Origin of the sequence: Pseudobdellovibrio exovorus JSS, assembly GCF_000348725.1 — a bacterium.
Classification (GTDB): domain Bacteria; phylum Bdellovibrionota; class Bdellovibrionia; order Bdellovibrionales; family Bdellovibrionaceae; genus Pseudobdellovibrio; species Pseudobdellovibrio exovorus.
On sequence record NC_020813.1, the window covers coordinates 2,069,723 to 2,088,716 of the forward strand.

An 18,994-nucleotide genomic window follows, 5' to 3' on the forward strand; every position below is an offset into this window, starting at 1 on the left:
TCCTGACTCTGTCAGTTGGGCTTATTCAGTTGCGCCCGTCGTAATGCAAACTTGTCTGGTTTTTCTGGAGGTTTTCCCTTCTGAAAAATTCGCAATTTCGCACTGCGCGCTCTTACGTTCATTCTACATTCTTCTTCCGTAGGAACAATAACTTTTTTATTTACTAGAAAACCCTCTTCTGAATCTTTGAAAATGTTTTTTACGATGCGATCTTCAAGCGAGTGAAATGTGATCACGGATATACGACCTTTGTCGCGCATTTTTTGCATCAATAAAGGCAAAACATTCTCGATCACCTCAAGTTCACGATTTACAACTAGACGTAGAGCCATAAAATATTGAGTCGCCGGATGAAAACCTTTCTTTTTCCAGCCATCTACTCGTTCGATTAAACCCGCCAACTGCAAAGTTGTCGTAAATGGTTTTTCCACACGATCATTCACAATGGCACGTACTACTCGCGCGGGGTTTTGGATTTCTCCGTATTTGTGAAAAATCTGAATCAGATCTTCAGGTTCATAAGTATTCACAATTTCAGCAGCATTCAATGTGTCCTGCTGATTCATACGCATATCCAATGGACCATCTTTGTTAAAACTAAATCCGCGATCGGCTTCATCTAATTGAGGCGAACTCACACCTAAATCCAACAGCACCATATCAAATTGAATGCTCGCATCGCTGTGCTGAGTGAACTCATAGAAATTTTGATGAAATACACGAACTTTTCCAGATTCAATTTCGTTTTTCCATTCCGTATTAGCCTGTGCAATCGCGGCTAAATCTTGATCTGTAATGTACGAAAGCTCAGGTGAAAATTTTTGCTGAATCGCTCGAAAATGGCCACCGCGCCCGAAGGTCCCATCAAAATAAATAAGATCCGTACGCTCTTCGAATATCGAATATGAGTCGACAACTTCATTTAATAAAACAGGCTTATGCAATTGACTCAAAATTATACCCCGACCAATGTCCCATAATAATTTTCGTTAATTTGTGCGTCAAGATAGAATAAACTATTCTAAGTACAGGAAAACATTAAGATGCTTATCAACTGTCCTCGCTGTGGATTTTCACAACCGAAAGATCAATATTGCGCTCAATGTGGCGTTGATATGCAATCCTATAAACCAAAAACTCCGCCCCTGTATCAAAGACTCATCGGAAATGCAGGCGTTCAAATCGGAGCCCTCATTGTCGCCGCCCTTGTTATTGGCAATTCGATTATCAAAAAACAAGAGCCAAAAAACTGGACCTCCTCGTCGTCACCTTCTGCAAGCGACAGCCGCAGTTCTTTGGCTGACGAATCACAGGGAACAGGTGCTAACGCTTCTGCCGATGCATCAGAGGACACACAAGAGTTCAGTTCGTCATCTCAGGCCCAACAGTTGAACAACTTACAAAACCAAGAAATTCGCTTAAGACGTTTTGAAGCTCTGAATCCCAATACTGGAGCTGCAGCCAGTGGAGCTAACGGAGCCAATGGAACTACCAATGGTGCCGCCAATAGCGCAACAGGAACTTCCGTTACTGGCTCCGTAGACAATTCTGCAGCGACACCTGAAGAGACCACGACACCCACTGGTCTACGCGTCTTCCAAGTGACCTATGCTGAAGTGACCCACGAAGTTCTAACCCGTTGGATAGCGAATAGCTCGGCTCTGGGTTTTTATCAAAGCTTACCTCAGTACTCGGCAGGAATTTTGACAAACTTTCAGAGTAAAAAAGCCGAACTCAAACAGAGCCTGAATAGTTTTGACCTGCGCCTAGCGGCGGGCAGCGCCAGCTCGAATGTCTCGGGAACAATGACAGATGATGGCGCACAACTGATTGGCCTCATCACGAGCATTGAGTTCCGCTCGAGCGAAAACAACACTGTGTCAGGCAGCCTGAGTGTCACCAAGAATATGGGACAGACGAACGAAAACTACCCCGCAGAATTTCATCTGCCAAAGGGAGCCTCTTTTTTTATTATTGGAGCCTTACGCCCTACCGACTTTGCTGATGAAAAAAGTACACTTTATATGCCCCCTTTCCAGATTTTCAAATCGCCTGAATTTACATCAGGAAAGACTGAGTTCGTCATTATTGTCGAACCGCAATAAATACTAGCCTCCTAACAAAAAACAAACAGACAAAAAGGCTTGAAACGCAAACAATTCTAGCCTCAACCGAGGCGATGATGTAAGTTATTGCCATATATATCCCTTTGCATGAGGAGCAGATGCTATGAACGCGAAAAATCTAGAATTAAAAACTTATATCTCGGAAGAAAAATTAGCTGCAAAAGTAGCTGAAATCGGTAAAGCCCTAACTGAAAAGTTCAAAGGCAAAAAAGTAACGGCGGTTTGTGTTCTTAAAGGTTCTTTCATGTTTTACTCTGATTTAATTCGTCAAATTGACACTGACATCACATGTGAGTTTTTCGGTGTTTCTAGCTACCACGGCGGAACAACTTCTTCTGGAGAAGTAAAAGTGACTCTAGATCTTTCGACTCCGATTGAAGGACAGCATGTTGTTTTAGTTGAAGATATCGTAGATACAGGTATCACGATGAACTACTTAAAAAATGCCATCGAATCACGTAAACCAGCATCACTAACAACTGTCGCTTTACTTGAAAAACCAGATGCTCTTAAGGTTCCATGCAAATTGGATCACGTTGGATTTCAAATCACGAATGAATTTGTTGTGGGCTACGGCTTAGACTATGATGGATACTTCCGTAACTTACCTTACATCGCTCAGGTTCAAAACTTTCAATAAATCGCAGTTTATAGATTGAGTTCACCGGTTTCATAGACTGGTTTATTTCACATAAGGGGGCCATAGCCCCCTTTGTTTTTTCCTCAGTATCGTTTTTTAGCTTATTTATTGTGCATGCAATCAATAATTTTTTTAGAGAGTCCGCACAAGACCTCGACAAACTCTTTTGTTAAGCGACAATAAAAGAGCCCCTGAGTGTGAAAACAGTACGAGGCGTTTAGACAGAGGGAAGATCACTCATGAAACAGTATCACGAATTACTTCAATATGTTTTAGCTAATGGCACACAGAAAGCCGACCGCACAGGAACCGGCACTGTGAGCGTGTTTGGCTATCAAATGCGTTTCAACTTAGAAGAGGGGTTTCCTCTTCTAACAACTAAAAAGCTTCACACCCGTTCTATTTTTCATGAGCTATTATGGTTCCTTAAAGGTGAAACCAACATTCAGTATTTAAAGGAAAATAAAGTTTCCATCTGGGATGAGTGGGCGGATGAGCAAGGAAATTTAGGCCCTGTCTACGGAAAGCAATGGAGATCATGGGAAACTGCCGACGGAAAAACAGTAGACCAAATTTCCAATGTCATTCAACAAATCAAATCGAACCCTGATTCTCGTCGTCACCTTGTGATCGCATTTAATCCGGGTGAAATTGATAAAATGGCTTTACCGCCCTGCCATGCTTTCTTTCAGTTTTATGTGGCGAATGGAAAGCTCTCGTGCCAGCTTTATCAAAGAAGTGCTGACATCTTTTTAGGAGTTCCTTTTAATATCGCCAGCTATGCTTTACTGACTCACATGGTGGCTCAGGCGTGTGATCTAAAAGTCGGTGAATTTGTGCATACGATGGGTGATGCTCACATTTACTTAAATCATATGGATCAAGTGAAGCTTTTATTGTCGCGTGATTTGCGTCCATTGCCTCAGTTGAAACTGAACCCCGCGATCAAAGATATCTTCGCCTTCAATTACGAAGATATTGAGATCGTAGGCTACGATCCACACCCTGCCATCAAAGCTGAGGTTGCCGTTTGATCTTATCCCACATTGTCGCAGTCAGTGAAAATGAGGTGATTGGCAAAGATAATACTTTGCTATGGCATATCTCAGAAGATCTGGCTTACTTTAAGAAAAGAACTACGGGAAAGATTTTAATCATGGGCCGTAAGACCTATGAATCGTTTAAGAAACCTTTGCCTCAGCGATTTCATATTGTTATTTCAAGATCGTTCAAAGAATCTGATATTCCCAATGTTAAATTCGTCACGTCTTTATCAGAAGCTTATGCCTATGCAGAAAAACTGACTCTGACAGAAGAGTGGCCCGAAGAAGTGATGATCATTGGTGGCGGAGAAATCTACAAGCAAAGCCTACCCGACGTCGATTTTATCTATATCACCCGCATCCCTGGAGTCTATGAAGGGGATACGTTTTACTCTTTAAAAATTCCTTCCGAATTTATGATTGCCTATAGCCAATTCAGCGAGGCTACACCGGGTTTACGCTACGAAATTTGGTCTAAGGCGCAGCAGGATAGCTAATACAGTATTTAGTTTTTACCTAAAAAATCCGATAAGAGGCGCATGAACAAACCATCTCTAGTCGCCCAGCGCTTTCAAACCCAGGAACCAGCCCGTGTTGAGGTTTATGGTAAAACCGAGGCCTTCCTTTGCAAAATGAGCAACCTGTCGACCAGCGGAGCCCTTTTAGAAGTTCTGAGTTCTGAAAATATGCCTGAGGTGGGAGACCTGATCTGCGTCACCATTAGCTTGCGTCATATCAATAAAACCCATGTCCTTAACGGAGAAGTGATCTGGCGCAAAAACCAGAACATGGGAGTCGCTTTTATTAACCATAAGGCCCTACTACAAAAATTGACGGGCTAGCCAATTGACCTAAGTCCTGTTTCTTCCTAAGCTGTTACCGATATCCCGCCCCAGTTCGGTACGGGTAACAAATTAATTCTAAGGACAGGAAATTATGAAAAACTCAAAACTCTCACGAGTGTCTATTTGGGCTGTTGCACTACTTGCAGTGTTCGCCATTTCTTCAGGACAACAAGCGCAGTCAACAGACACGCAATACTATTGGATGAAGGTTGCCGCTCAAGATAAGTTTCAACGTTCAGTTATTGCCAGCACAGGTGCTGCGATCGAAATCGTACAAGATGATTATGTTATCGCTTATGGTAACGACACTGAATTAGCTAAAATCCAAAAATTAGGTTGGTTGTTAGCGTCTTCAAATTTAGCACACGAAGTACGTCCTTTAGACTTTCCAGAAAAAGATTCTGCTTACCATAACTATGATGAGTTAACAGCAGCACTTCGCGAGCTAGCTCAAAACAATTCTGACATCGTGACAATGTCTTCAATCGCGCGTACGCAAGAAGGCCGTGATATCTGGTCAATTCGTATTACGTCAGATAGCGCAACAGCAGCTAACAAACCTGGTTCTATCTTTATGGGTGGACACCATGCTCGCGAACATCTTTCAGTTGAAATGCCTTTGATGTTAGCGCAATACCTTGTCACTCAATACAGAAACGGCAACCCAAGAGTTGTGAGTTTGATTCAATCACGTGATATCCACATCATCCCTGCTGTGAATCCAGATGGATTAGAATTCGATATCAAAGATGGTTCATATAAAATGTGGAGAAAAAATAGAACTCGTAATGCGAATGGCACTTATGGTGTCGACCTTAATCGTAACTACGGTTACCAATGGGGCGGTCAGGGTGCTTCTAGCAGCCCATCAAGCGACACGTATCGCGGAACAGCTCCGTTCTCTGAAATCGAAACACAGGCTATTCGTAACTATGTGGAAGCAAATACAAACATCACTGTTTTACTTTCAGTTCACAGCTTCTCGAAGTTGATCTTGTACCCATGGGGCTTCACTTATTCAGCTATCGAAACAGGTGCAGACAAATTAGTTCACCAAACTATGGCGCGCAAAATGGCTGAATGGAATGGATATGCTCCTCAACAAAGTTCAGAGCTTTACGTTTCAAGTGGTGACACAACAGACTGGTCATACGGCGTTCATAAAATTATCTCGTTCACATTTGAACTTGATCCAGCTAACAACGGCTTTGGCGGCGGCGGCTTCTATCCAGGTGCTGGTGTGATCCAACCGGTATTCCAAAAAAATATCGAGCCATTCCTTTACTTAATTGATTACTCAGATAACCCATACCGTGCTATCAACGTGGGTATCGGTCCTATCGGCCCTTCTGATATCTAATAACAGCTGAGGGTGTCACCTGTCTCAAAGTTAGACAGGTCGACATCCCTATAAACCACCTGATTCTTCTATAAAATTGGCGAAGTTCTTGAATATCAGCACCACGTGAACTTCCTTCGACTTTTTACTCTTATTTATTTCAGTACGTTTTTGATGGCCACTTCACCTGTGGTTAACACCTCTGCCGTTTCCCCGCAGAACGATTCTTTAGGGACTTGCCTCAGTCAGAATATCAGTCGGAACCAGCATCGCCTTGATAAAGAAGATAATGCCCGCCAGTGTTTTGAAGCCAATAAAGAGCAGCTTTCAAAACAAGCCTGCTACCATTACCTACGAAAAGTCATCGAGCCTTTGGATTCTATCCGTCTATCGAACGACCTACGCACACTTTGCTTTTACGAGGCCTTACCTCTGCCAACGACAATTGAAGCTTGCCTAAGCGAAACGAAGCGCTTTGAAAATGCGAGCGCCCATGATGAAGCTGTCTTCTATTGCTACCAACAGTTCCAGAATCAAATCGATCAGAAGACCTGTCTGAAAACCGCAAAGCTTTTGATTTTTCCTCAAAAAGAAAACTATCTGACTCAACATTGTCTGAGTAAATAAAGTGACAAATACAGTGACTTAGTTCGCAACTAAATAGAAATTCTGTTCAGGTATCATCAGTGGAACACCCGCTGGAACACTTTGTCTGTTACGGATAACAGCCCAATTTAAGTGAGGATTCATTTGGCGGAATCTGGTCATACTGCCACCAAACCATTTTAAGACCACATCTTTATTGGTTGCCTCTGGTAATTTGTATTCACGGAAACTCAAGGCATGGGCCTTTAATAAATTGTCTCCGAATAGATCTGTCGCACGTCTTTCCACTTCTAAAACAGCCAAGAAGCACGCATAGAAATTCTTGGAAGCAAATCCCCACGTACGCGTTGGATTCTGACTGCGAATCAATCCTTCAATCGAAACCGCTTCACTTCTTTGCATCATGCGTTTAACACCCGTTAAACCATGATTGTAGGCCGTAACTGCTAAGGGCCACGATTTCAAACTACGATGATTTTGCTTGAGGATCTGTGCCGCTAGCTTCGTCGCATAGACAGGATGATTTCGTTTGTCATAGTGATTCGTGATGTAACCCTTAGGGCGCGCCACAAATGGCATGATCTGCCATAAACCGCTGGCTCCGACCTTAGATTGCGCATACACATTAAATGAGCTTTCAACGAAAACTAAGCGAGTCAGCTCGATGGGAAGATTTTCTTTTTCAAAAATTTCTTCCATCTGCGGTAAATACTTACCAGATAGATAGAAAGCTTTACGCATACGATCTTTTAATCCCATCTGTAAGCGAACTTGACGAGGATTTTTGATTTTGTGACGAGTGATATAGAGCTGTCTTTTCTTTTTAATTTCAGCATCTATCAGTTTTCTTTTCTGAGTATCATTCAATACTTTATTCTGATGAATAGAGGTTAAATCAATTTCACCCAAAATTTTTGAAGGATCGTCGACAAGATGAAATACACCTTGAGAGGTTGTATAGTGCGAGTAGATCTTAACCCAGAAGTCCACTCGCTTTTGCATTTCTTTGCTAACTTTAAATCGAGAGTTCTGGGGCAAAGTTGATGACCAACTGCTGACCAGAGCGTGAGTTTGAAAACTAAGAAGAAATACAAGTAAGAAATACTTCACATAATTACTTTAAACTATTCAGTATCAATTGATCAAAAGCTTCTCGAACAATTGATTCATCTCGTGGACCATTGTACAGAAAAGTGAAGCTAAAAACCTTTCCATCTCGACGTCCGACATATCCAGCAAGACTTACGACACCGTCCAGATATCCCGTTTTGGCACGTACCCAGCCCTCTGCTGGCGAGTTTTTCATACGTCTTCTTAGCGTTCCATCAATACCCGCAATCGGTAATCCATCCAAAAATGTAGGGTAAATCGAGAAATCTTTTTGTACATCGAGTAGAACTTTATTCAGAGCTTGCGCAGAAAAAAAGTTATCACGTGTTAAGCCAGAGGGATTGATTACAGACATCTCTGTTGGAGCGATATTGATCTTCGATAGCTCTGCACGAATGATTTCCATTCCTTGTTTTAAGCTCGCTCCACGTTTTTCACTCTGTGCCACTAATCCTTTAGTGAGCATTTCTGCCACAAAGTTATTTGAAAATTTATTCATGTCAGCCAATATGTAAGACAGATTTTTACTTTCATAACTGGCGACCAGTTCTGCACTTTCAGGAACTCGCCCCGCGACGACTTTACCTTCGACTTTAATTCCTCTTTGACGAAGAAAAGACATCAAGTTGAATCCTGACCACAGCATCGGATCATCTACACTCTTAAAGATCGCACGCTCACGACTTCCTTTGGCGACGTCTCCGCTTACGGTGATAATACGCTCTTTATTCGATATTGAAACGACCAGCTCACGTTTCGCAGTTCCTGCCACTGTCTGCGTATTATTGACCAAAACGAAGAAATCATTTTCTGGGTCTACAACCACACGCGCCTTGCCCCCGACTTCATCCGGACTGACAAAAACATTTACGGCATTCCAATTAAAACTCATCGCCCCTACTGGTGAATCGTAAGCCCGATCTACACGCTTATCCTGACGACTCGAATCGTATCTGATTTGATCAAACAAACTGTCATCTACAACGATGTTACCTTTAATTGTATCAATGCCTGCGCGATGAAATTCATTTACTAAAAACCACATGTTTTCCGACACAAATGATGGGTCTCCGCCCCCTTGTAAATAGAGGTTATTGCCCTCTGTATACAAGCGTGTGTAGAAACGATGCCCAAGAGGCATTCGGCGTAAAACAGCAAAAGCTGTTAGAAGTTTTGTTGTCGATGCTGGAATTTTTTTTACGTTGGCATTTAATCCGTACACTTCCTTACCTGCATCCGAAATCTGCAAGCTGACATGATCAGAATCAATTTTATATTTACGTAAAATTTGATTGTAACTTTCATCTGATTTCTTTTTTGCTGCAGCGGTCTGTGCATTGGCTGGACCAAGGTGCAAGAGAGTGATTAAAACTAAGACGACATTTAGAAAAAATTTATTAAAGGTTTTCATTTGCCTGAGTATAGCGGCAGAATGTTTCTATGAAAAGAAGAGATTGGTTACTCGTCGTCGTGTTTTTATTTCTATCTATCCTGTTCGACCAGGTTACAAAACGCTGGGCTTCAGGACTGACGAGCGAGCTATCCTATGGATATTTAAAATTTATTTTAATTCATAACCACGGCGCTATGTTGGGTTTATTTTCAGATTTACCGGCAGTTCTGCGTATCGTGACTTTATCAACCAGCGGCGTTTTTATTCTGTCGATCTTTGCTTTAGTACAGTATTTAATTCCTCGCCGTCTAATGCCATTAAGAATCAGTCTGTCAATTTTAGTCGGTGGAATTTTAGGTAATGTCCTAGACCGCATCCTCTATGGCTACGTTGTGGATTTCGTCGCTTTTGAAGTTGGCGAATGGCATTCTCCGGTTTGGAATGTGGCCGACATGGTTCAGTGGGTGGGCTATGTTATGATGATCTTCGCTTTATTCAAATACAGCGAGCAACTGTGGCCCGACCAAAATGAAAGAAAAACATTTTGGGTTAATAAAAAATTCCAAATCAAACACTCTTTATTTTTTACAGTGATTGGATTGTTTTTAACTCTGATCAGCGCCGTATTTTCTTACACGTATTTACGTGTAACCTTAGAGGAAATCGTCGGATACAACCCCGCCCTGATTGCTAAATTTACCAAACCTTTCTTAGCCACTTTTGTTGTTTTAGCCCTGTTGTTTTCTTTAATTTTGTTTCTTGTAGGACGCCTTATATCACATCGTATTGCCGGTCCGTTATATGCCTTTGAACGATTTTTAAAAGATATTCTAGAAGGCAAAGGACTCACTAAAGCTGGTGCCGCATTAAAGCTGCGTACTAATGACGATTTTAAACATCTAGAAAAATTAGCCGAGCAGGTAAAAGAGCAGGTTTCAAAATTGAATGCAGAAAAAACTGTGCACGTTACCGAATACAAAGAAGAAGATTAAAGTAATTCCACTTCTTTGATTTTTTCTATATAAAATCTTTTGCGTTGAAAATCTAAACCACATTCCGCGTGGATGTAGTCTCCGTCTGGGTTTCTGACAATTCCAAAAGGTTTTATCGGACGCGCTTTACCTTTTGTTTGCCCCCCCTCATAGACGATGTGAATTGTTTTTTCCTGCTCCATCGCTTTGACTAATGACAGAATTTTTTGATCCTGTGACGAATAAACACGATAGTTATTCCAAGCCAAATCCTTTTTTTGAATATTTAAAATTCTTTGTAAGGATTGATCTTCTGGAATTTTTTCTAAGCATTTTTGTAACACTTGAAAACAGGCATAGGCATCGTCGTACGCTCTATGTGCGGCTCCGCCAGTTAGGCCGAGTTCCTTGATCAGTGTTTGTAATTTATGATTGGTCGTCGTTAACAAAGCCCTTGAGATCAAGCTGCTGCAGAGATTGAAAGTCTGAGGCAAACGCAACCCCGCCTTTTCAATCGGGACAATTACAAAACCCAAATCAAATGGGGCGTGGTGAGCGATCAGAACGGATTGATCAATAAAGTCACAAAAACCGATGATCTGATCTTTCATCAATGGAGCCGAAGCTACCATTTCATTAGTAATTCCATGAATTCGGATATTGTCAGGAGTCAAAAGCTTCGATGGTTTTAAGAGTGTCTGAAACTTACCAACGATTTCCCCATTCAACCACTTCACTGCACCCAATTCGATCACTTCGGATTCAATTGGATAAGCTCCGCTTGTTTCTGTATCAAAAGCGACGATGGGGTAATCATAAATGGATCGTTTGAGGTCAAATGTCATTCGACCAAGATATCTGAAGAAAGGGCCAAGGTCTAGATGCGATTGCAGGATTCAGCTTTTAATTTAAGATAAGTCTATGTCGAAGTTTATTCTTATTACCTTGGTGTCTTTTTTAAATGCGGTGGCATTTGCCCAAGATAAGTCTAAGAACTCGACTACACCGACCTATGGTATTTCCGGCGAGGCCCAAATTCTATCCCACTTCTTAGAAAAAGGGATTTCGTACAGTGATGGAAATCCCGCGATGAATGCGTCTTTTCTTTATAATTTTGGAACACAGGCGCGCATTGGTTTTTGGGGTAGTAATATTTCAAACGTAAATGCACAAGATGACAATTTCTGGTTTAAAATTTTGGCGGAAGTTTTAGTCGACTTTAGCAAAACAACAAACGCTAAATTCTTTTTTAGTGATAATCGTTTTTATAAATCCAATCAACGCAATGGCCAGATTGCCGGAGTTCGCGTCGACACCAAAAGCTATTTTTACGGATTTGAGTGGATGAGTAACTTAGAAGGTTCTGATAGCAATGCGGAATACTTTCTACTCGGTCGGCTTTATAACTTCAGAAAAAGTATGAAATACGGCGGACACATCGGATACACCAGCAGCCATGGAAACATCCAAAGTTTTTTTGATCTGAAGCTTTTAGGACAATATATTATTTCTGATAATTCTAATGCGGAAATCGGCATTACTTATAATTCAAACGGAAGCCAATTTGGTAAGCGCGGTGATCCGGCTTATTATATTGGCCTCAAACTTTCATATTGATTTATTATTCTTCGTACTGCGGGCGCGACAGAGGGTCTGCCGCATTCTGAATTTTTTGTACTTCCATATCTACAGGATTTACAAAAATCTCTTCATCACTACGGCCACCACGTGCCGAAGCAGTCCCACGTCTTGGAACTGACTCGCCATCATAGTTATTTTGTGCCGATTCTTTTTCGCCGAAAATACTTTGGATTTTTCTGCGGTTCTCGAGCTTTTCACTTGGTTTCTGACGGATCGAGATACGGATGATACCGATGAGCTTTTGCACATCCACTTCACCTTTTTTATCTTTTACCGAGATACTACCTTTCAAGCCATTATTGCCATGCTCGAAAGACGCGTGAATTTTACTACTCACTGTGTTCAGACGATCACGTGCCACTTTTTCTGCTGTTGCTTGCGTTTTATCCGCAACCGCCTGAGTGAACAGCATAGATGTCACCGTCACATCAGCATCTTGTAAGCCTGAAGTGATTTGTGTCAGACGATTCATCACTTCGATAAATTGTGCATTCGGCTGAGCTGTACCACGTTCAAATAAATATGTATCTGGAATATCAAAATCAAAACCATTCTGAGCAATCGTTACGTTTTTCGCAACATCGTTCATTTTGTCAGCCATAAATGCTGATACCACTTTTGCAGATCCCATATCTAAGATATTCGGAGTTTTATCTGCTGGCTCTAAGAAACTCTGGAAAGCTCTTAATGGTTCATTAACAAGATCCAAGAAAAGTTTTTCAAGAGTCACCTCAGCGCCGAAGTTCTGATAGTTGTATTCAATTACGGATGGAGTCGAGAAATAATCTGATACTGCTTTTTTGGTCTCTTCACTTTGACCAACCAACCACATCACAAGGAAGAACGCCATCAACGCCGTCATAAAGTCAGCCAAAGCCACCTTCCAAGAGCCGCCGTGATGGCCGCCCCCTTGGACGATTATCTTTTTAATTACTATGGTCTGCTTCTTCTGTGCCACGTGTGCCTCTTATTCCTTGCTCTCGTTCACTCTTATGCCGCTGCTTTTTTGATGTCTTTTGTCGACTTATCTAATTCTTCAAAAGTCGGACGCTCTTCTGGCATGATCGTACGACGCGCGTACTCAACACACACCAATGGAGGAGCTCCACGCTGTAGAGCTACCATCGCAGCTTTAATACATTCTAAGAAACGGCCTTCTGCTGCGATATCCGCAGCCATCTTCGTTGCTGTAGGACCAATAAGACCATAAGCTCCGAAAACCCCTAACATCGTTCCCACTAGAGCGGAAGCAACTAGGGCCCCGATTTTTTCAACACCATCAGTTAAGTGGGCCATCGTTTTTACGATACCCAAAACCGCAGCCACGATACCCAAACCAGGGAAACCATCAGCCACTGTTTGCACCGCATGCTGAGCCATATGCTCTTCTGCATGGATCGCTTTAATATCCCCGTCCATCAAATCATCTACGTCATACGGAGACAAATCTGTCGAAAGAGTCATTTTCATTGTATCGCAAATAAAATGAATCGCGTGATGGTTTTTCATCACGGATGGGTAAGCTTTGAAGATATCACTTTGCTCTGGATTCTCGATGTGTTTTTCAACACCTTGAGGTCCTTCTTTTCTGAAAGTTTGAAAAAGTTGGAAGAGCATCTGTAACAAATCGAGATAATCCTTTTTTTGAGGACCTTTCGATGTCATCGCTTTAAAGCTCAATTTAAATCCAGCTTTGATTACTTTCATCGGATTCGCAATGATGTAACCACCTAATGCGGCTCCTCCGATGATCATCAGCTCTAGAGGAGCTGCCTTCAGAATAACCGACATATTACCACCGGCGATTAAGAAACCACCGAAAACCATGATAAAGACGACAATGATACCTACATATCCCATTTCTGACCTCTTCTTACTTCCTGCTGATCGGACATTTTGAGACACTAGTTAACTGGACCACACAGAAACTGGCAAAAAGTCGAGTTTGATCTCGGCTCCAACAAGCCGTATATTAAGACATGGCAACCCTCAAACGAATTTTACTCCTTATATTGCCTATTGCCGCTCTGACTTTGGGCGCCTCTGATGGCTTAGCCGAGGATTTAAAAATCATCTCGATTAGCCGCCTGTCGACATGGGAGCCCTCTAAAAACCAAGAGCTCAGATTAGAGATCCAGCTCCCCGATGGATTTCATGCTTACGTCGATCAATTCAAAATTCGCAATATCCAGCCTGAAGGATTTAAAGCAGGACAAATCTCTGTGAAACCAGAGGTAGTTTTCTACGATAAGTTCAGCAAAAAAGATCGCAAAGGTCTTTATGAAAAAGGCGTTCTGTCTTTAGTTGTTGAAGCGCCGGAAGAAGTCGGCCTTGATCCGAATCAAACTGTTCAATTTAATTTACGTCATCAGATCTGCAGTGAAAGCGTCTGCTTCCTACCAAAAGATCTTTCAGTCACAGCACACGTTTCGGCTATCAGTACACCCGGTGAAGCCCTATTAGCTCCGGTCAAAGAAAGTTTCTCTTTATTAAAGTCCTTTGAAGAAGCGATGCAGACAAGTTTATTACTTTCTTTCTTGTCTGTTTTTATTGCCGGCATCTTAACTAGTTTTACTCCATGTATTTTCCCGATGCTTCCTATCACCATTTCGATCTTGGGCCACAACGCCACAAAGGGAAATCGCTTTCATAATTTTTCGCGCGCTTTGGCTTATGTTTTAGGTATTGGCTTAACCTACGCCTCATTAGGTGTTGCTGCCGCTTTGACTGGAAATCTTTTTGGCGCGGCCTTAGCGAATAAATATGTCCTCACTGTCTTAGTTGTTTTATTTTTTGCTATGGCGTTGAGTATGTGGGGCGCTTACGAATTGCAATCTCCGGCATTTATCCGCAACCGCTTCGGTACAGGCAAGAGCCAAGGCATTGGTGGCGCTTTGGTGATGGGACTTGTCGCTGGTGTTGTGGCGAGCCCATGTGTTGGCCCTGTATTGGTCTCAGTTCTAAGTTATGTTTCCACTACTAAAAATGTCTTCTTGGGCTTTAGCTTACTTTTCACATTTGCAATGGGGCTTGGATTGATTTTCCTTGTGATTGGATTGTCGAGCAATGCCCTACGTCTATTACCAAGATCAGGTAAATGGATGGATCGTGTGAAGTTTCTACTTGGCGCTGGGATGTGGGGAGCCGCCCTCTACTACGCTCAATTCTTGATGTCAGACCGCTGGTGGACAGCGTTGATTGCCGCTAGCTTTATTGCTTTTTCTATCTGGAAAGGCGCTTTCAAATTACATAATAAACACTATTTACGCCGTAGCTTCTTATTAGCCGTTTTTGTTTTTTCAACAACAGTGCTTTTACTGAGCTTTTTTAAACCTCAGTATTTAAGTAATACTTTTTATCTTCAAGTCGACGAGCAACCCGCAAACTCACTGAATTGGATCGACTATTCGGAAGAGGCTCTGCTAAATGCTCAAAAAGAAGGTAAACCCGTCATGATCGACTTTTTCGCCGAATGGTGTGCGGCCTGCCACGAATTGGATAAAAAGACGTTCTCGACCCCCGAATTCCAAGAGCTGGCAGAGCAGTTTTACCTTGTTCGCTTTGATGCAACCGAAGATAGCGAGGCCGTACAGCAGGTTCTGCGAAAATACGACATCAAAGGCTTGCCAACTGTCATGTTTATCAATAGAAATGGCGTCTTACTTAAAGAACTTACCTTTACACAGTTTCTGGATATAGGCGCGGTTCAACCACGAATGCAGGAGGCTCTTAGATGAGCAGCACAAAAAATCCATTAAAAACTAGCGCTGATAAAAACACAGATCCAACAGTGCGTTTAAATAAACTCTTAGCTGAACGCGGCTTAGCTTCCCGTCGCGGAGCCGACAAGCTGATTGCCGATGGCCTTGTCATGGTTAACGGAAAAAAAGTGTACGAGCTGGGTGTTAAAGTAAATCCGAATAAAGACCGCATCACTGTAGATGGCAAACCCATCAAGTCTAAAACAGAAAGCCTGTACATCATGTTCAATAAACCTAAGAACGTGATCACCTCAATGAGTGACCCTTTAGAGCGTCCTACTGTTGCCGACTTCATGGCTGAACTTCCTGTACGTGTCTTCCCTATTGGTCGTCTTGACTGGGATAGTGAAGGTTTATTGCTTCTGACAAATGACGGCGACTTTGCTCAACGTGTGATGCACCCGAAAACAGAAGTCACTAAAACGTATCACGTCAAATTAGATGGTCAGCCTTTAGATTATCAAATCAAAAAATTATTAACTGGTGTTTCTATCCCCGGTGGTCGTGTTAAAGCCAAACACGTAGAAAAACTGAAACAGGCAAAGTCTAAAGATCGTAAAACATCTGAAAAACATGACTGGTACAAAATCATCATCACTGAGGGTAAAAACCATCAAGTGCGCGAGATGTTCAAAAAAATCGGCTACGATGTTTTAAAACTTCATCGCGTAGCTATCGGAAAACTGCGCATCGGTCAGCTTGGCCGCGGCGAAATGGTTTTCTTGAATGAAGCGGCCGCTAGCCGCGTGTTCTTGCAGGATCTTCCTGAAGAAGCACATGGTAAACGTGATGTGCGCCATAAATCGAAAAAGGCCACCAGCGAAAAACCACTGACGAAGAAAAAATTCAATAAGGTGTTGAATAAGGCTTAGTCCCCGACTTCCATTATCAGCTCCGTTACTTTCAACTCTTTTCTAATTCCTATCCCCTATTTGGGGGGTGCCTGATGGCTTAATCTGCGGCTTAATTAAAAGGTGTTTATAGCAAGGAGCTACTATGAAACCCCTAAGTCGCAATAAAAAATCTCTCTCTACCCGATCAAGTAAACTGAGACCAAAAAAGAGTGCTAGTCCAACTCGTTATTATCCTCCTGCCGTTATACAAAATAAACAGGCTCAGCTTCTAGATGGGGTCGATTTCAATGGAAAGTCAGTCCGCGCTTTGAAAGTAGTGGTAACTTTGGACCGAACAAAGGATGCTGTAAAACCACCCAAGCAAATAAAACTGCATGTTGAAAGTACCGAGTCTGGAACCTGGAAATATTATGGGCCAGGTAATTACTATCTGTATGCAAAAGGAAAAGTATGTCCTTCTGTGGCCTTCGGCACACATGGAACCAATGCCCATGTGTTCTTTATTCCAGATGCCTCGGGAGCTCATTCTGTACAGTTTATAATTAATCTTGCAGAAGGCAGCGGCAGCAAAGAATATGTCACCAGTCTAAGTGCTAATTGGACGCCGAAACAAAGCATCCGTTTGATATCAGATAAAAACCGACCCACGGCCCGTAACGGCAAACGTATGTCACCTCCACGTAAAGCGATCGAAGCTGAACAAACATTTGGAAAATGGCAAAAAAGCCTAACTTCTCAGAAAAAATTTTCGGTTCCGAAAATCCGCAGCGAAGATGATCTTACCCGCGATCCAGCGACCATCATCGGTGGTATTGCCGCTCTTTATCCGGTCGTAAAAGATTTTTTAAAAGATTGGTTTACCGGTAGCACACCAGTGGATATGGCTCCTAACACTTTATATGCGCGTGTGGGAGATGTGATCCGTATAGGTCTTTGGGACGCCGATGACTTCTGCACTATTTTAATGAATGACAAACTATGCGGAGGCTGTGGCAAAGGAGATCAGGTTCAATTTCTTGGAGATACGGTAGCAAAAGGTGCAAATCTTATCCTGTGCAAGCTTTCAAACCAGTTTCCCGTACAGACAGGTATTGATATCTGGATATGCCGTGACGGCCAGAAGAAATGGGAAATGCATTTTCAGGTAAATGAATTTTCACCGCTACCTTCTGATCGATTGATTCTGATTCAGATTTGGGGATCTTGAACAATCCTAAGAGGCTTTTGAGATTTTACGATCTGAAAAGCCAACTTGGGACTCTTCGTAATCACATTCACGGCATTTAAATACAAAATGTCCGTCATTATTCGTATCTAGGAATAGAACTGAATGCGGATGATCCGGACATGTTTTTGCTTCTTCCCGATGAGTCAACATATGAGGCGCACTTATTAGCTCGAACACAGGGTTCTTATCTTCTTCAAATCCCTTGAGCTGTTTTTGTCCTTGGCTTTTTAACACATATCCCAGCTGATTCAAATTTTCAGCTATTTCTTGATTCACTAAAATTTGATTTGGCTCAGCAATGGATGTTAACCGGCTGGCGTACGGCAACGGAGTGCCAATTGCTGTAAATGTCTTAAAGTATTTTCTATTTCCATAGAATCCAACATTCGCATATCCGACAGAAATACCGACGCGTACCTGCAGTTCCGACATCCAGTGCTTCATGTAGAATTCTCGATCGGCTTTAATACCATCAACAGCTTCTAATGCAGCCATACAAGTTCTTTCAATAAAATCTTCACGCGAAATTGGCATATTAGAAAAAGCCAATAGTCCATCTCCATGAAACTTATCTATTGTCAGGTCGTACTTCAGGAATATTGTCAGACAAGTATCCAAAAATCTTGCTAAACACAGTTGAATATTTTGTTCTGGCAATTTAGTTACTTTATCTGTTGATCGGACTATATCAATAAAGATTGCACATATTTTTACACGTTGAACAGACTCATCAATTGATATCTGTCCTTCGCGAATGGCTTTTACAACTTGTGGAGAAAACTGTGCCGACAATTGATGAAGTTTTGTCGCTTCTTCTGTTTTCTGCTTAATGATTTGTTCGCGCGAAAACAACTCTTCTTCCAAGGCCAGTCGTGAACTTAAAACCTTTTTTTTCAAAAGCTGTTTTAACGAATTCATACATATAGCAATAACAAATGTCGATGTTATAAAAAAAGCGTGAGCAAAAAAGTATCTAAAATCATTTTGTTGTCCAGCTTTATAAGAAGAATAGAGTAAATATGGCAAATAGACGCTGGCAGATGTTACAAAAAACATTTTCCATGAAAATGAAAACATCAATAGAGCCGAGATTCCTACTAAGTTTAGACCCGCATAATAAGCAGAGTTAATACCATCTTTGGTAGCAATCGACATGTAAGTAATAATCGCGGCAGCAATGGTAGCATGAAAAAATGATAGAAACTCTAGAGCCTTATTATTCTGTATCTTACGAGACAACAAGTAACAACCTACAGGAATAGGTATGTATACAAATCGCAATATTAAAAATTCTTTCAAGTGCTCTGGATAAAAAATAAAGTCCAGAATACCGAAAAGCGGATACACTAAAGCGAAGACAAGAAACAGCTTATGCATGACCTGAAAGTCATGCACTTCTTCCGCTTGAATTTTCTTGTCAAATTCGCTTCTATCCAC

The 18,994-nt window shown here is 41.9% G+C and carries 19 protein-coding genes; 12 read left to right on the forward strand and 7 right to left on the reverse strand.

Going from position 1 to position 18,994, the window contains the following annotated elements; translation table 11 throughout:
• Positions 1-11 precede the first annotated feature (11 nt).
• Positions 12-953, reverse strand: a complete 942-nt coding sequence (gene rsmH / locus A11Q_RS10240) for a 16S rRNA (cytosine(1402)-N(4))-methyltransferase RsmH (RefSeq protein ID WP_015470738.1) — start codon at positions 951-953, stop codon at positions 12-14.
• 90 nt (positions 954-1,043) lie between these two features.
• On the opposite strand from rsmH, the gene A11Q_RS10245 reads away from it, so the two are divergent.
• The 7 genes from A11Q_RS10245 to A11Q_RS10275 all read left to right on the forward strand — a co-directional run bounded on the left by A11Q_RS10245 (position 1,044) and on the right by A11Q_RS10275 (position 6,620).
• Positions 1,044-2,105: a hypothetical protein gene (locus A11Q_RS10245; RefSeq protein ID WP_015470739.1), complete on the forward strand. Its 1,062-nt coding sequence runs from the start codon at positions 1,044-1,046 to the stop codon at positions 2,103-2,105.
• A 124-nt stretch (positions 2,106-2,229) separates the two neighbouring features.
• The gene (hpt, locus tag A11Q_RS10250; protein ID WP_015470740.1) at positions 2,230-2,766 is read left to right on the forward strand and encodes a hypoxanthine phosphoribosyltransferase; all 537 of its coding nucleotides are present in this window, start codon (positions 2,230-2,232) and stop codon (positions 2,764-2,766) included.
• Positions 2,767-3,005: 239 nt separating this feature from the next.
• Positions 3,006-3,800, forward strand: coding sequence for a thymidylate synthase (locus A11Q_RS10255; RefSeq protein WP_015470741.1), 795 nt, complete (start codon positions 3,006-3,008; stop codon positions 3,798-3,800).
• Positions 3,797-4,306, forward strand: coding sequence for a dihydrofolate reductase (locus tag A11Q_RS10260; protein WP_015470742.1), 510 nt, complete (start codon positions 3,797-3,799; stop codon positions 4,304-4,306). Before A11Q_RS10255 ends, A11Q_RS10260 begins: the two co-directional genes overlap by 4 nt.
• A 42-nt stretch (positions 4,307-4,348) precedes the next feature.
• Positions 4,349-4,651 (forward strand): PilZ domain-containing protein, encoded by a 303-nt coding sequence (locus A11Q_RS10265; RefSeq protein ID WP_015470743.1) that lies wholly within the window; start codon positions 4,349-4,351, stop codon positions 4,649-4,651.
• A gap of 94 nt (positions 4,652-4,745) precedes the next feature.
• Positions 4,746-6,014, forward strand: a complete 1,269-nt coding sequence (locus tag A11Q_RS10270; RefSeq protein ID WP_015470744.1) for a M14 family metallopeptidase — start codon at positions 4,746-4,748, stop codon at positions 6,012-6,014.
• 105 nt (positions 6,015-6,119) lie between these two features.
• The gene (locus A11Q_RS10275; RefSeq protein WP_041575233.1) at positions 6,120-6,620 is read left to right on the forward strand and encodes a hypothetical protein; all 501 of its coding nucleotides are present in this window, start codon (positions 6,120-6,122) and stop codon (positions 6,618-6,620) included.
• Between the two features lie 18 nt (positions 6,621-6,638).
• Here A11Q_RS10275 and A11Q_RS10280 read toward each other — a convergent pair whose 3' ends face one another.
• Positions 6,639-7,709 carry a lytic transglycosylase domain-containing protein gene (locus A11Q_RS10280; RefSeq protein ID WP_148284986.1) on the reverse strand — a complete coding sequence of 357 codons (1,071 nt, stop codon included), beginning with the start codon at positions 7,707-7,709 and terminating at the stop codon, positions 6,639-6,641.
• Between the two features lie 4 nt (positions 7,710-7,713).
• Positions 7,714-9,120: a D-alanyl-D-alanine carboxypeptidase/D-alanyl-D-alanine endopeptidase gene (gene dacB / locus A11Q_RS10285; RefSeq protein ID WP_015470747.1), complete on the reverse strand. Its 1,407-nt coding sequence runs from the start codon at positions 9,118-9,120 to the stop codon at positions 7,714-7,716.
• A gap of 29 nt (positions 9,121-9,149) precedes the next feature.
• On the opposite strand from dacB, the gene A11Q_RS10290 reads away from it, so the two are divergent.
• Positions 9,150-10,094, forward strand: coding sequence for a signal peptidase II (locus tag A11Q_RS10290; RefSeq protein WP_015470748.1), 945 nt, complete (start codon positions 9,150-9,152; stop codon positions 10,092-10,094).
• Here the strand turns inward: A11Q_RS10290 and A11Q_RS10295 are convergent.
• The gene (locus A11Q_RS10295) at positions 10,091-10,918 is read right to left on the reverse strand and encodes an exonuclease domain-containing protein (protein ID WP_015470749.1); all 828 of its coding nucleotides are present in this window, start codon (positions 10,916-10,918) and stop codon (positions 10,091-10,093) included. The two genes, A11Q_RS10290 and A11Q_RS10295, sit on opposite strands and share 4 nt — an antisense overlap.
• Positions 10,919-10,994: 76 nt before the next feature.
• Between A11Q_RS10295 and A11Q_RS10300 the strand changes: the two genes are divergently transcribed.
• Complete coding sequence (locus tag A11Q_RS10300; RefSeq protein WP_015470750.1) at positions 10,995-11,690, forward strand: hypothetical protein; 696 nt, start codon at positions 10,995-10,997, stop codon at positions 11,688-11,690.
• A 4-nt stretch (positions 11,691-11,694) separates the two neighbouring features.
• On the opposite strand, the gene A11Q_RS10305 is transcribed toward A11Q_RS10300, so the two are convergent.
• Both A11Q_RS10305 and motA read right to left on the reverse strand, forming a co-directional pair.
• A complete protein-coding gene (locus tag A11Q_RS10305) occupies positions 11,695-12,672 on the reverse strand; it encodes a flagellar motor protein MotB (protein WP_015470751.1) in 978 nt (325 codons plus the stop codon).
• A gap of 32 nt (positions 12,673-12,704) precedes the next feature.
• The gene (gene motA / locus A11Q_RS10310) at positions 12,705-13,574 is read right to left on the reverse strand and encodes a flagellar motor stator protein MotA (RefSeq protein ID WP_015470752.1); all 870 of its coding nucleotides are present in this window, start codon (positions 13,572-13,574) and stop codon (positions 12,705-12,707) included.
• Positions 13,575-13,693: 119 nt separating this feature from the next.
• On the opposite strand from motA, the gene A11Q_RS10315 reads away from it, so the two are divergent.
• The 3 genes from A11Q_RS10315 (at position 13,694) to A11Q_RS10325 (ending at position 17,536) form a co-directional block, all read left to right on the forward strand.
• Positions 13,694-15,451, forward strand: coding sequence for a protein-disulfide reductase DsbD family protein (locus tag A11Q_RS10315; RefSeq protein WP_015470753.1), 1,758 nt, complete (start codon positions 13,694-13,696; stop codon positions 15,449-15,451).
• Positions 15,448-16,347, forward strand: a complete 900-nt coding sequence (locus A11Q_RS10320; protein WP_015470754.1) for a pseudouridine synthase — start codon at positions 15,448-15,450, stop codon at positions 16,345-16,347. The genes A11Q_RS10315 and A11Q_RS10320 overlap by 4 nt, the downstream gene beginning before the upstream one ends.
• Positions 16,348-16,471: 124 nt before the next feature.
• Entirely contained in the window at positions 16,472-17,536 is a 1,065-nt protein-coding gene (locus tag A11Q_RS10325; protein WP_015470755.1) for a hypothetical protein, read from the forward strand.
• A 6-nt stretch (positions 17,537-17,542) separates the two neighbouring features.
• On the opposite strand, the gene A11Q_RS10330 is transcribed toward A11Q_RS10325, so the two are convergent.
• Positions 17,543-18,994 carry an adenylate/guanylate cyclase domain-containing protein gene (locus tag A11Q_RS10330; protein WP_015470756.1) on the reverse strand — a complete coding sequence of 484 codons (1,452 nt, stop codon included), beginning with the start codon at positions 18,992-18,994 and terminating at the stop codon, positions 17,543-17,545.